The organism is Novosphingobium sp. SG754, from assembly GCF_013149315.1.
Taxonomy (GTDB): Bacteria; Pseudomonadota; Alphaproteobacteria; order Sphingomonadales; family Sphingomonadaceae; genus Novosphingobium; species Novosphingobium capsulatum.
In genome coordinates, this window is record NZ_JABGCC010000006.1 from 156,403 (window position 1) to 168,937 (window position 12,535).

Below are 12,535 nucleotides of genomic sequence, written 5' to 3' on the forward strand. Positions count from 1 at the left end.
CGCGCACCACTGCAATTTCCCTAAGGCAGATTGACCCGGCAAAAATCCGCCGCATGGTCTTAAACTCTGCGGCGCGATGCCGTTCTTCCCGGCATCACCCCCGAGGAGCTCGACCATGTCCAACATCGAAATCGGACCGTCGCGGCCGGTTGGTGCGGTCCAGGTCAAGATTGCCGCATCCGATGTGCCGCCCCAGGCGACCGACCCCACGGCGGCAGCCGTGGCCCAGGCCGCGCCTGCTGCCCAGGCCAGCGCGGCCACCGCCGCTGCCACTGTTGCCACCAGCGATGCCACCCGCGCCGGCGAGGTGCCGGTGAGCGCCGATCGCGTCGCCCAGATTCGCCGCGCCATCGCGGAGGGCCATTACCCGGTGATTCCCGCCCGGATCGCCGATGCCATGATTGCCGCCGGCATGCTGCTGAGGACCCCCCAATGACTGCTGACGCACCGATTTGCCATCCCACCGATCTCGCCCGCGCGCTGGGCCAGATGATTGCCGTGCTCAATGAAGAACGCCAGGCATTGGCCGGCCTCGACATGGATGCGATCATGGGGTGCGCGGTCGACAAGGCGGATTTGTGCAGCCGCCTGGAAACGGTGGCGAGCGAGGCGATCGACGAGGAATGCCGGGGCATGGTAGATGCCGCGCGCCGCCTCAACGAAGCCAACCGCCGTGTGCGCAACCTGATCGCCGCCAATGTTGCTGCACGGCTCGATGCGCTGACCGGAACCCCCGCGCTCTATCGCGCCCATGCCGGCCAGGTGCGCGCGCACCACGCCCGCACCGCGCGCGTGCGCTGATCCCCACCGGCAAATTTTGTCTGGCGCTGCGTGCCGCTGCCCTTGCCGGGCCGGCCCGCAGCGCTTTTTTGTGCGCAGCAAAGCGCTGAATCCGGCATCCTTTTTCAGAATTTCGAAAAATGGCACAACCCTTGCTGAACTCTCCTTGTCGCGGCGCGCCATCGTCTGGCTTTCGCTGCAAGCACAAGGATGTGGGCCTTGAGTTCAGTGCAAAACTCTGCCGGCAGCATTGCCGATCCGGCAACCGGCGCGATCATGGGCGGCAGCGCCACCCAGGGCGGTGCGGTGCACGCGGCGATCGCGCGGGCCGCCAATGCCACCGGCGTGGACTTTGGCTATCTGCTCGCGCAGGCGCGGCTCGAATCCGGGCTTGATCCCCATGCCCGCGCCCGCACCTCCAGCGCGACCGGGCTGTACCAGTTTACCGGGCAGACCTGGCTCGGTACCCTGGCGCGCCACGGCGCCGATCATGGGCTGGATTGGGCCGGCGATGCCGTGGGCAGTGCCGCCAGCGATCCCGCGCTGCGCAGCCGCCTCTTGGCCATGCGCCATGACCCCCAGCTGTCTGCCCTGCTGGCCGGAGACCTGGCCAACGACAACCGAGTGGCGCTCTCCACCACGCTGGGCCGCGATCCCGACAATGCCGAACTCTATCTTGCTCATTTCCTTGGTGCCGATGGCGCCGGGCGCTTCCTGGCGGGCCTGGCGGCCGATCCCGATGCCAGCGCGGCCGCCCTGCTGCCCAAGGCGGCAGCGGCCAACCGCGCGATCTTCTTTTCCGCCAGCGGCGCGCCGCGCTCGCTTTCGGGCGTGATGGACCTTTTGCGCAGCCGGCTCGAGGCTGCCGGTAGCGGCAGCGCGCTGCCGCCGCTTTCGGGACCGTGGGCGATGGCGGCCATGCCCTATGGCGATCCCTCCGCGCTCGATCTGCCCGGCGCGCCGGTCTCGCAGCCGGCGCCAACCGGTGGCCCCATGGCGCAGGAATTTCAGCAGGTGGCGGCCAATGCCGGCGGCCCCGGCGGGCAGGCGGCCACGCCGCGCGCCTCGATGGCCGATACCCTGCGCGATACCTTTGCCCTGGCTTCGCCGGGCAGCGCGGGCGGCGATCATGTGGCCCGTGCCTATGGCCGGCTCAAGGCGATGGGGCTCTAACCGATCATGTTTAAGCGTTTTGGCTCGCCCGGTGCCATGGCCCTTCCGGCCGGCATCCTCATGCTTATCGTGCTGATGATCGTGCCGCTCCCTTCGGTGCTGCTCGACGTGTTTTTCGTGGTCAACATCGCGCTGTCGGTGGCGATCCTGATGGCCGCGATGAATGCCGAAAAGCCCCTCGATTTCAGCTCGTTCCCCTCGGTCCTGCTGTTTGCCACGCTGCTGCGCCTGGCGCTCAACGTTGCGTCCACCCGCATCGTGCTGGTGCGCGGCCACGAGGGCGAGGCCGCCGCTGGCCACGTGATCGAGGCCTTCGGCGCGTTCCTGGTCGGCGGCAATTTCGCCGTTGGCCTGTTCGTGTTCATGATCCTGATGATCATCAACCTGGTGGTGGTGACCAAGGGCGCGGGCCGTGTGTCAGAAGTGTCGGCGCGCTTCACCCTCGATGCCTTGCCGGGCAAGCAGATGGCGATCGATGCCGATCTTGCCGCCGGGCTGATGAGCGCCGATGAAGCCAAGTCCCGCCGCCGCGAAGTGGCGACCGAGGCCGATTTCTATGGCGCGATGGACGGCGCCAGCAAGTTCGTCAAAGGCGATGCCATTGCCGCGCTGCTGATCCTGGGCGTCAATATCATCGCCGGCTTCTGCCTGGGGATGATCACCCACGGGTTGAGCGCTGGCGAGGCGGCGCAGCGCTATATTACCCTGGCGGTGGGCGATGCGCTGGTGGCGCAGGTGCCCTCGCTGCTGCTGTCGATCGCGGCGGCAGTGATCGTCACCCGCGTGGCCGATACGCGCGATCTGGCCGGCCAGATCGGCCACCAGTTCGCCAATCCCGCCACCTGGCTGCCGGTGGCGGTGATCCTGGGCGCGATCGGCGCCATTCCCGCCATGCCGCAATCGGTGTTCCTGCCCGCTGCGGCCGGTGCCGGCTGGCTGTGGTGGGCCCTGCGCCAGCGTGCCCGCCGCCCCGAACCCGTGCTCGAACCCGAAGCGCCGCCCAGCGATCCGGCCCGCATCACCCTGGAAGAGGTCAGCGACCACACGCTGGTCACAATCGAGCTGGGCTATGGCCTGGTCCACCTGGTGGACGAGCGGCGCGGTTCGCCGCTGGTCACCCGCATCACCGGCGTGCGCAAGCAGTTGAGCCAGGCGTTCGGCTTTGTCGTGCCGCAGTTCCGCGTGCGCGACAGCCTGGACCTTGGCCCCAACGATTATCGCATCATGCTGGGCGGGGTGCCGCTGGGCGGGGCCACGGTGCGCGCCGATCGCGTGCTGGCGATCGATGCCGGCGAGGCGCGCGGCGATCATGGCCTCATTGGCGAGGCGACGCGCGACCCCAGCTTTGGCTGCCCGGCGCTGTGGATCGAGAACCACTTGCGCGATCAGGCCATCGCCGAAGGCTTCCTCACGGTGGACGCCAGCACGGTGATTGCCACCCATCTCAACCAGTTGCTGGGTGAACGGCCACAACTGCTGCTCGGCCCCGATGAAGTGCGCGCCATTCTCGACGCGGTGCGCGATCGCGCGCCTGGCCTTATCGAAACGCTGCATCCGCAGCCGCTCTCGCTCGCCGCGCTCACCCGCCTGTTCCATGCCCTGCTCGAAGACGGGGTGACCATCGCCCATCCCATGCCGATCCTGGCCGCGCTGAGCCAGGCGGTGCTGCAGACCACCGATCACGACAAGCTGGTCGATCTGCTGAGGGCCGAGCTGGGCGGGCTGATCGTGGCGCGCGTCTGTGGCCCCACCGAACGGCTGCCCGTGCTCACCCTCTCGGGCCAGCTTGAAGGGATGATCGTGGGCGGGATGCACGATCCGGTCACCGGCCAGCCGGTGATCGAGCCAGACCTCGCGCGCACTATCGGCGAACGGGTCAACGCCATTGTCACCCAGCGCGGCCCCGGCGCGATTGCGCCGGCGCTGATCGTGCAGCCGCGCGCGCGGCGGGCGCTGGCCGCGCTGATGCGCCAGCGGGCGCCGGGTTGCGTGGTGCTGTCGATCGCGGAACTGCCACCCACCCAGCCGATCGAGGTGGTGGCCGTGATCGGCGAGGAGACGCCGACCGGGCCGCCGCAGCTGCCGCCGCCGCTCCAACCCGCCCTGGCGGCGTGATCGCGGCGCCCGTTCCTGCCTCTTCCTGGTCTTCAAAAAAGAAAACGAGACTCCATGAAACACGATCACCGCAGCTTTGCCGCCTCGCGTGCCTATCGTGACGACACCGCCGATCGCATTCGCCGGTTCCTGCCGATGGTGCGCCGCCTGGCCTGGCACGTGCACGGGTCTGGCCATTCCGGGGTGGATGTCGATGATCTGGTCCAGGCGGGCCTGGTGGCGCTGACCGAATGCGCGCAAAAGCATTCCGGCCCCACTGAAGATGGCTTTGCCGCCTATGCCAAGCTGCGGGTGCGCGGGGCGATGGTGGATCTGGTGCGGCGCACCATGCCGCTTTCGCGCACCTCGTCCGATCGGCGGCGCACCTTGCGCGAAAAGACCAACCAGCTGACCACGGAACTGGGCCGCATGCCCAGCGAGCCCGAACTGGCCCGCGCCCTGGGGCTGACCGACACCGAACTGGCCGACCTGCGCGCGGCGAGCGAGCCGGTACGGATCGAGGCGATCGACGACGCCTATTCCGACAGCGACAGCGCCTTTGCCGACGATCGCCCCGATGCCTTTGCCCAGCTGGCCGACAGTGAAAGCCGCCAACTCGTGGCCAAGGCCATCGCCGCACTGCCCGAGCGGCTGCAACTGGTGATCCAGCTCTACTTCGTGGAGGAACTTAACCTCGCGGAAATCGCCCAGGTGCTGGAAGTATCCGTCCCGCGCGTGCACCAGCTCAAGGCCCAGGCCCTCGACAAACTGCGCGCTGGCCTGGGCAGCGGGTTCGACGTGCTGTGATCGCCTCCCCGCCAGGGGGATCACCAGTGACGGTCATTCCACAAACGACCGTCCTATTCCTCGTCAACCCGGACTTGATCCGGGGTCCAGCTTCTTCTTCAAGCCTTACGCTGCCGCCAAATCGCGACCTGGTACCAAGATGATTTCACACGAAGCCACGAAGACACGAAGAAAGACGCTTTCATCCCTCCTTCGTGTCTTCGTGCCTTCGTGTGGATTTCATGGAGAAGGACCAGCGCGCGCGGTTGAGCCAACCAAGCGCAAATGGCGCAGCCTGCATGGATGGCAAGCTGCCGGTGCTCCCTCCCACTTCGTCATTCCCGCGCAGGCGGGAATCCATCTCGCGGCGTCGCCACTGGATTCCCGCCTGCGCGGGAATGACGATGGAATGGAATGCAAGTCGGTGGAAAGTTGCCGTTGCGCGGTGACGAAAGCCATGGCGCGCGTTATCAAGCTGGACCCCGGACTTGATCCGGGGTCCAGCTGCTATGGTTGTGCTTAGCGCGAAAACGTCCGCAACCGAACCCACCGCGCCTACGCTCCAGGATTGATCGACCCGCCCAGGCCCAGGCGCTTGCCGTCGGTGATGATCACCTTGTCACCCAGGCTCGCCACCTTGAACAGGCGCTTGGCGAATTCGTCGGGCACGCCCACGCAGCCGTTGGTGGCATAGCCCTTTTCCACCTTTGATCCGTGGATCGAGACGCCATCGTTGGTCAGGCGCAGCATCCAGGGCATCGGCGCGTCATAGAGGTTGGACACGTGCGTTGCGTCCTTCTGGGTGATCGGAAACACGCCGAGCGGGGTGGGCTTGTCGCCATAGCCCTTGAGGATCGCGGTCGCGCCGATCTCGTGGCCATCGCGGAACACCGAAAGCACGCGGGCGGTCAGGTCCACGGTGATCACCACCGGGCCGGCCTGGCTTTGGCTTTCATCCCAATAGAACTGGCCAAAGCGGATCGGCCCATCGATCTTGAGCACGGACTTGACCACGAAGGGCGTGTCGGCTGCCGGGGTCTGCACGGCGGGCGCCGCCACGGCGGGCGGAGTAGCGGCTTGCGCGGCCGGGGCAGGGGCCGCCTCGGCCAGCGCGGTTGGCAGGGCTTGGGGCGCATCGTCATCCCCGCCGGCCAGGCTGCGGGCCAGATCCTGGCCGACGTGAAACGCCAGGAGCATAGCCAGGCCAGTGGCACAGGCGCCCGCGCCCAGCACCGCCAGGCGCCGCCATGCGGCCTGGCGGCCCTGCCTCGTCTTCAACCCGTCTTTTCCGTTCGGCCACAGCGCTTTGCGCCACCACGCCGGCTTGCCAGCCATGCCAGATTTTCCTTTCGCCCCGGACAATAGCGTTCACGCCGATCAAGGCCAGCGCGCCGGGCTGCCTGTCCCGCCCAGGGACAAGCCTTGGTTCTATCGTAAATCACCGTGGTTTCCCAAGCGTTACGGCATGGCGGCCGCGCGCATGCGTTTTCAGCTTGGGGCAAGGTTGGCCGTGGCAAAAGGCGGGTGATGATCGATCCCGGCCACATGCTTGGCGCCCTGCCGCCCTGGCTTATCAGCCCGCCGCCGCTGCTTGCCGCAGCGCTGGTGGCGATGGTGCTGGTCACCCTGGCGGGGCTGGGCGGCGGTGGCCTGGCGCGGCTCATGCGCTTTTTCGGCAATCTCGTGCTGTTGGGCGTGTTTGCGGTTGCGTGCCTGCGCTTCGTTCACCTCGATCCCTCGTTCGCCCATTTCATGCCCAGCATCGGCCTGCCCGAAGCGCAGGTTTCCGGCGGCGAAGTGCGCGTGCCGCTGGCGGCCGACGGGCACTACTGGATCGAGGCCAACGTCAACGGCACCCGCACCCGCTTCATGGTCGATACCGGCGCCACGATCACCACGCTGTCGGCCGAAGGCGCCAGCGAGGCGGGCATTACGGCCGATCCCCTGCGCTTGCCGGTGGTGATGCACACCGCCAACGGCGATGTGGAGGCACAGACGGCGCGGCTGGAAACCCTCAAGTTCGGCTCGATCGTCGCGCGCGACATGGACGTGATTGTCAGCGAGACGACCGGTGGCCTCAACGTGCTGGGCATGAATTTCCTCAACCGCCTCAAAGGCTGGCGGGTGGAAGAAGGCGTGCTGATCCTTACCCCGCGCCATCCGCAGACGGTGTAACGCCGGCAAAGGTCAGGCGGCGCCACAGCCGCTCCAGCGGCCCCTGACCAAAGCGGGCCAGCCAGGCTTGCGGCCAGGCCAGCATGATCGCCCAGCCCAGGATCACGAACAGCGGCAGGCTGCCGCGCGGCACGGCATTGGCATTGCCCCAACCCAGCCCCGCGCCCCAGCCGCAGAACAGCGCGCTCATGATCAGGCTGGTGCCGAGGTAATTGGTAAAGGCGCAGCGCCCCGCTGCCGCCAGCGCCCGACCCGGCGCCCGTCGCGCCAGCACTGGCCAGACCATCAGCAGCGCTGCGGCATAGCCCAGCGTCATCGCCAGCCGGGGCAGGGCGGCCATGTCGGTGGTCACGGCAAAGGTCAGCTGCGCTGGCCAGCCGCTGCGATCGGCCCACAGCGCCAGCGCCACGGTGGCTGCGCCGCCCAGCACCACGCCGCCAAGGGCCAGGCCCAGCATCGCTGCGCGCGGCCAGCGCGCGGTGAAAAAGCCGCTTTTGAACAATGCCATGCCGATCAGCATCAGCGGAAAGGTCTCGCTGAAAGTGTTGAGCGTGGCGGTGATCGGAAAGGCTGGCGTTACCAGGGTGCGCAAGCCCACGCTCTCGATCCAGCCGGCATGGAGCACGCGCGCGTCGGCCGCCAGCGACTGCGCCACGCGCGCGGCGATGTCGGCCATGGCGGCGCGGTCTGCCGGGGTGCCGATCCCTGAGAGCACGCGCTGTTCCCCGGCAATCGCGGGCAGGGCGGCCAGCGCATCAAACGCATGGGCCAAGACCAGCACCGGCACGCCGATCGCCAGCAGCGGCAGCGGATCGAGCCGCCGCAGCGCCAGCGCCAGCATGCCGCACAGCGCATAGGCAAACAGGATATCGCCCCACCACAGCAGGGCATAGTGCAGATAGCCAAACACCAGCAGCCACAGCAGGCGGCGTACCTGCATGGTATCGGGCGACAACCCGCGCCGCTCCACGCTTTGCGCAAACAGCACCATGCTCGCCCCGAACAGCAGGGTGAACAGGCCGCGCATCTTGCCATCGAACAGCAGGTAGCTGATCACGAACCAGATCAGGCCCGGTCTATCCAGGCGCGGCCCATCCAGTTGGGGGAGCGCGGGGCTCAGGCTGGCGAGTTGCGGCCCCCAAAATCCGGTGATGTTGATCGCCAGGATACCCAGCACGGCGCAGCCGCGCAGAAAATCAAGCGCGGCGATGCGGGGTAGGGGCGCCAAGGGAGCTGGATCAGGCGTGGTCATGCCGCGCCCATGCACCGCGCGCGGCCTGCCGGAAAGACCAAACCGTCAGGGCTTCAAGGTGATGCAATCCACGCCCGCGCCTTTCAGCGCGGCGCAGGCATGCGCGGCTTCGGCCTGGCTGGCAAAGCCGCCGGCCAGAACCCGCGTAACCTTGCCCTCGGCCAGGTCGATGCGCGGGTGCCCGGCCAGTTCGGCCCGGCCACGCACGCGCGCCCACAGGCCATCGGCATTGCTCTTTTGCGAAAAGGCCCCCAGCTGGATGCGCCAGGCGCCGGTGGCGGCAACGGTGGGCCGTGGCGCGCCAGCCGGCTTTGGTGCCGGCTTTGGCGCGGGTTTTGGTTCGGCCGCCGCCGCCGGCTTGGGCCGGGGCGCAGGGGGGGCGGCAACCGCGGCGCGCGGCACCTCTACCGGATTGGCATAGCTGGCGCCGGCCATCACGCGGCCGGGCGCTGTCGTCATGGTGCCATCGCCGGTCTGCGCCGGCGGCAGGTCAACCGGGGTCAGCGCGGCGGGCGCGGCGCGGGCGGGCACCGGCGCAGCAGCGGCCATCGTGCCGGCGGGGGCGCCATCGGTGGCTTGAGCGCTCACGCCCAGTTCGGCGGCGGCCAATTCGCGCGAGCGCTGGTCGCTGGTGCGGGTTTCCAGGTCGCTCGCCAGCGATGCACCCATCTGGCGCTGTTCCAGCGGGATCACCTGGTTCATCGTCTTGAGGCTTTCGATCGCCTGGGGCAGCCCCACGGCTGCCGCCCGCGTCATCAGGGCATAGGCGCGCACCCAGTCCTTGGGCTGGAAATCGCCGTTGAACGCCGCCACGCCCAGCACATACATCGCGCGCGGCTCGCCGCGATCGGCCGAGGCGGTGAGCCAGGGCAGCGCCTCGCTCTGCCGGCCGGTCTGGAACAGCAGGATGCCATAGTTGTCGGCGGCGCGGGCATGGCCCTGGCGCGCGGCCTTGTGGAACCAGTCCTCGGCCTTGGCCATGTCCTTGGGCATGCCGCGGCCCAGCTTGGCCGCCTGGCCCATGTTGAACTGCGCATCTGCATCGCCCTTGGCGGCCGGCCCCTGCCACTGCCGCACCGCCCCGGCATAATCCCCGCGCGACCAGGCGTTTACCCCGTCGCGCACATCGGCCTGGGCCAGCGTGGGAAACAGGGCGGCCACGGCAGCCAGCGTGGCCATGGCGCGAAGCGATGCGGTCTTGGGGCGCGGCGTGATCATGTTGAACGCGAATCTCTTGCCAGGGCAGGTCGTCTGCGGGCTTTCCCTCAGGCCTCTTGCGCGGAAAATGGTAAACAAGTTTTCCCCCGCCGTCATCGCCTCGATGCGCCCGCGCGCGCTTGCGTGGTATTTTGCCAACACCATGGCCGGGCGCTGCCCCAGGCCCCGGAAACACCGGGGGTGTTAACCAAAATTTCAGCGCAATCTGCGAATCCCTCAGGCCTGATCGCACGCCAGCCTCAGGGGGACACATTGCGCGTACTGGCCTTGGCTTCGCAAAAGGGGGGATCGGGCAAGACCACCTTGTCCGGCCACCTCGCCGTGCAGGCGCAACGCGTCGGTGCCGGGCCGGTCGTGCTGATCGATATCGATCCCCAGGGCAGTCTGGCCGATTGGTGGAACGAGCGGGAGGCTGATTTTCCCGCCTTTGCCCAGACCACCGTGGGCCGCCTGGCCCAGGATCTCCAGGTCTTGCGCCAGCAGGGTTTCAAGCTGGCCGTGATCGATACCCCTCCGGCGATCACCATGGCGATCCAGTCGGTCATTGCGCTGTCCGAACTCATCGTCGTGCCCACGCGCCCTTCGCCACATGATCTACGCGCCGTGGGCGCCACGGTCGACCTGTGCGAACGCGCGGGCAAGCCGCTGATCTTTGCCGTCAACGGCGCCACGCCCAAGGCGCGCATCACGGCCGAGGCGATCGTCGCATTGTCGCAACACGGCACTGTCGCGCCGATCACCCTGCACCATCGCACCGATTTTGCCGCCTCGATGATCGATGGGCGCACGGTGATGGAGGTTGATCCCACCGGCCGCTCTGCCGCCGAAGTGGCGCAGCTGTGGGCCTATATTTCCGAACGGCTCGAAAAGAATTTCCGCCGCACCGTGTTTGCCGTGCCGCAGCAGAGCCAGCCCGGCATGGCCCCGGTGCGCGCGCTGGGCGGCGCCGCGCCGCGCCCGGTCGGCACCTTCGGGCGCCGCGTGGCCGGCTCGTGAGCGAGGGAGACGCAACCATGGGCACGCCAGAAACCAAGCCATTTGCCTCGCTCACCGGATCGCTGCTGGCGCGCAAGGGCGCCGCACGCCCGGCGATGCGCAGCCATGTCTCGCTCGATTGGGCGGGCATCGAACCGGAAGCGGTCGTCGTGCCTGACGCTGAGCCGCTCGCCACCGCGCTGCCATTGGCCGAAGTCATCGCCCTGGAAGAGGCCGGCGAGGATGACAGCCGCCCCGAAGTGCTGCGCCAGATCGCCCAGCTTTCGGCGGTGCTTGACCGCAAGGTGGCGGCCAACCGCCGCGCCGCGCTCGATGTTGAACAATTGCCCGGCAAGAAGGTCGCCTTCACGCTGCGGCTCGATCCGCGCCGCCATGCCCTGCTGCGCGCCTGCTGCACGGCCGAGCGGCGCAGTGCCCAGGCGCTGTTGATCGAGGCGCTTGATCGCCTGGTCGATGCCACGCCCGGCCTTGAAGACGTGCTGGCCCAGTTGCCTCAATCCGAACCCTTGCCCTCCACGCGCGCCGCTCCGTTGCGGCGGCCGCGCTGATGCTTTTGCGGGAAACGCCCATGATGTCCCATCGCATGATCCTCTCGCTCGCCACCACGGCCCTTGCCGCCGGCCTCGTGGCCGGCTGTGCCCAGGGCTCGGTCCATCCGGGGCAGTCCGCCGCCCGCGCGCAATCGGCGCTCACTGGCGGGGAAGCGGTCAAGGCCGTGGCCCTGGCCGAGCAGGCGGTCCTGGCCGATCCGCGCAACCCGGGCTATCGCATGCTGCTGGGCAGCGCCTATCTGCGCGCCGGCCGCTTCGTGGCGGCGCGCCAGGCCTATGACGATGCGATGGAACTGGGCCAGGATGACGGCAAAGTCGCGCTCAGCCTGGCGCTGACCGATATCGCGCTGGGCCATCCCGATGTCGCGGTCGATACGCTCGGCACCCATCGCCAGCAGATTCCAGTGGCCGATTACGGCCTGGCCCTGGCGCTGGCCGGCCATGCCGATCAGGCGGTGGAGGTGCTGACCGGCGCGGTGCGCGGCGGCGATGATACGCCCAAGACCCGCCAGAACCTGGCCTATGCCATGGCCATGGCCGGCCACTGGCGCGAGGCGCGTGACATGGCCGCCCAGGACGTGCCCGCCGATCAGCTCACCGCACGCATGGCGCAGTGGGCCCAGCTCAACGATCCGGGCAACATGCGCCTGCGCGTGGCCGGCGTGCTCGGCGTGCCCGGCCAGATCGAAGACGAAGGCCAGCCCACCGCGCTGGCGCTGGCCAATTTCCCCGCTGCCGGCGCCGGACAGGCCGTGGCGCAAGCCGCCCAGGCCGCCACGGCACAGGCGGCGATCGGCACCACGCCGGCCAGCCCGCCCGCCGCGACACAGGCTCCCGTGCTCGCCAGCTTTGCCGCGCAGGAACTGCCGGCGGTCGACAATGGCGCGGCCCAGCCCCAGGTCGCCGATGCCAGCGCCGCGCCCACGGCGGAAAAGCTCGCCGCGATCGACATGCCGCCCTCGGCTGCGTCGGCCTCCGCCACGGCCGTCACCAGCGCCAACGTTCCAGCCTGGGCCATCGCCCCGCGTACCCACGCTGCTGCCCCAGTCATCACCGGCCGGCTGCGCCCCGCCGACCGCGCCGATCGTGCGCCTGCCCTGGTGGCCAAGGCGGCCCAGGCCCGCGTGGCCACGCTCGCCGCGCGCACGCCGGCTGTGCCGGCTGGCACCCACCTGGTGCAGCTGGGCGCCTTTTCCACGCAGGAAGGTGCGCACCGCGCCTGGCGCCATTACCTGGCGATCAATCCCGCGCTCAAGGGCTATCGCCCGGTGATCACCGCCGCAGTCGTCAACGGCAAGCAGTTCTGGCGCACCCAGGCCGCCGGCTTTGCCAGCGCCAGCCCGGCGCGCTCGCTGTGCGGCTCGGTCAAGGCCAAGGGCGGCGTGTGCATCGTGCTGGCCAATCCCGTGGCCAACCAGCCCGGCATGGCCCCCACTATCCGCTTTGCCAGCAACCGCCGCTGATCACACCCCACACACGCAAAACGGCGGCGAATCAGCAATGATTCGCC

General features: G+C 68.7%; 12 protein-coding genes. 9 read left to right on the plus strand and 3 right to left on the minus strand.

Translation table 11 applies throughout. The features are described 5' to 3' along the window. Positions 1 to 115: 115 nt before the first annotated feature. The 5 genes from flgM (at position 116) to FHW97_RS16355 (ending at position 4,854) form a co-directional block, all read left to right on the plus strand. Entirely contained in the window at positions 116 to 436 is a 321-nt protein-coding gene (gene flgM, locus FHW97_RS16335; RefSeq protein ID WP_168352484.1) for a flagellar biosynthesis anti-sigma factor FlgM, read from the plus strand. Next, on the plus strand, positions 433 to 801 hold the full coding sequence (locus tag FHW97_RS16340) for a hypothetical protein (RefSeq protein WP_022677654.1): 369 nt from the start codon (positions 433 to 435) through the stop codon (positions 799 to 801). Before flgM ends, FHW97_RS16340 begins: the two co-directional genes overlap by 4 nt. A 207-nt stretch (positions 802 to 1,008) precedes the next feature. Then, positions 1,009 to 1,953: a lytic transglycosylase domain-containing protein gene (locus FHW97_RS16345; RefSeq protein ID WP_370525451.1), complete on the plus strand. Its 945-nt coding sequence runs from the start codon at positions 1,009 to 1,011 to the stop codon at positions 1,951 to 1,953. A 6-nt stretch (positions 1,954 to 1,959) separates the two neighbouring features. Beyond that, complete coding sequence (locus FHW97_RS16350; protein ID WP_168352485.1) at positions 1,960 to 4,068, plus strand: flagellar biosynthesis protein FlhA; 2,109 nt, start codon at positions 1,960 to 1,962, stop codon at positions 4,066 to 4,068. A gap of 54 nt (positions 4,069 to 4,122) precedes the next feature. Beyond that, positions 4,123 to 4,854: a sigma-70 family RNA polymerase sigma factor gene (locus FHW97_RS16355; protein ID WP_168352486.1), complete on the plus strand. Its 732-nt coding sequence runs from the start codon at positions 4,123 to 4,125 to the stop codon at positions 4,852 to 4,854. 534 nt (positions 4,855 to 5,388) lie between these two features. Here FHW97_RS16355 and FHW97_RS16360 read toward each other — a convergent pair. Further along, positions 5,389 to 6,168: a L,D-transpeptidase family protein gene (locus FHW97_RS16360; RefSeq protein ID WP_253941834.1), complete on the minus strand. Its 780-nt coding sequence runs from the start codon at positions 6,166 to 6,168 to the stop codon at positions 5,389 to 5,391. Positions 6,169 to 6,360: 192 nt separating this feature from the next. Here FHW97_RS16360 and FHW97_RS16365 point away from each other — a divergent pair, with 192 nt between their 5' ends. Next, complete coding sequence (locus tag FHW97_RS16365; protein WP_168352487.1) at positions 6,361 to 7,008, plus strand: TIGR02281 family clan AA aspartic protease; 648 nt, start codon at positions 6,361 to 6,363, stop codon at positions 7,006 to 7,008. Here FHW97_RS16365 and FHW97_RS16370 read toward each other — a convergent pair. Next, entirely contained in the window at positions 6,980 to 8,260 is a 1,281-nt protein-coding gene (locus tag FHW97_RS16370; protein ID WP_168352488.1) for a DUF418 domain-containing protein, read from the minus strand. The genes FHW97_RS16365 and FHW97_RS16370 overlap by 29 nt on opposite strands. Before the next feature lie 45 nt (positions 8,261 to 8,305). Further along, complete coding sequence (locus FHW97_RS16375) at positions 8,306 to 9,478, minus strand: SPOR domain-containing protein (protein ID WP_168352489.1); 1,173 nt, start codon at positions 9,476 to 9,478, stop codon at positions 8,306 to 8,308. Between the two features lie 252 nt (positions 9,479 to 9,730). Between FHW97_RS16375 and FHW97_RS16380 the strand changes: the two genes are divergently transcribed. Genes FHW97_RS16380 through FHW97_RS16390 form a run of 3 tightly spaced genes read left to right on the plus strand, consistent with a single transcriptional unit; the run spans position 9,731 to position 12,488 of the window. Next, positions 9,731 to 10,474: a ParA family protein gene (locus FHW97_RS16380; RefSeq protein WP_168352490.1), complete on the plus strand. Its 744-nt coding sequence runs from the start codon at positions 9,731 to 9,733 to the stop codon at positions 10,472 to 10,474. Between the two features lie 17 nt (positions 10,475 to 10,491). Next, a complete protein-coding gene (locus FHW97_RS16385; RefSeq protein ID WP_168352491.1) occupies positions 10,492 to 11,022 on the plus strand; it encodes a hypothetical protein in 531 nt (176 codons plus the stop codon). Between the two features lie 20 nt (positions 11,023 to 11,042). Next, a complete protein-coding gene (locus FHW97_RS16390) occupies positions 11,043 to 12,488 on the plus strand; it encodes an SPOR domain-containing protein (RefSeq protein ID WP_168352492.1) in 1,446 nt (481 codons plus the stop codon). Positions 12,489 to 12,535: the final 47 nt, after the last annotated feature.

Bases quoted from the DNA above. Each gene is read 5' to 3' on its own strand.
- flgM (WP_168352484.1), top strand. From the start codon at position 116: ATGTCCAACATCGAAATCGGACCGTCGCGGCCGGTTGGTGCGGTCCAG.
- FHW97_RS16340 (WP_022677654.1), top strand. From the start codon at position 433: ATGACTGCTGACGCACCGATTTGCCATCCCACCGATCTCGCCCGCGCG.
- FHW97_RS16350 (WP_168352485.1), top strand. From the start codon at position 1,960: ATGTTTAAGCGTTTTGGCTCGCCCGGTGCCATGGCCCTTCCGGCCGGC.
- FHW97_RS16355 (WP_168352486.1), top strand. From the start codon at position 4,123: ATGAAACACGATCACCGCAGCTTTGCCGCCTCGCGTGCCTATCGTGAC.
- FHW97_RS16360 (WP_253941834.1), bottom strand. From the start codon at position 6,168: ATGGCTGGCAAGCCGGCGTGGTGGCGCAAAGCGCTGTGGCCGAACGGA.
- FHW97_RS16365 (WP_168352487.1), top strand. From the start codon at position 6,361: ATGATCGATCCCGGCCACATGCTTGGCGCCCTGCCGCCCTGGCTTATC.
- FHW97_RS16370 (WP_168352488.1), bottom strand. From the start codon at position 8,260: ATGACCACGCCTGATCCAGCTCCCTTGGCGCCCCTACCCCGCATCGCC.
- FHW97_RS16375 (WP_168352489.1), bottom strand. From the start codon at position 9,478: ATGATCACGCCGCGCCCCAAGACCGCATCGCTTCGCGCCATGGCCACG.
- FHW97_RS16385 (WP_168352491.1), top strand. From the start codon at position 10,492: ATGGGCACGCCAGAAACCAAGCCATTTGCCTCGCTCACCGGATCGCTG.
- FHW97_RS16390 (WP_168352492.1), top strand. From the start codon at position 11,043: ATGATGTCCCATCGCATGATCCTCTCGCTCGCCACCACGGCCCTTGCC.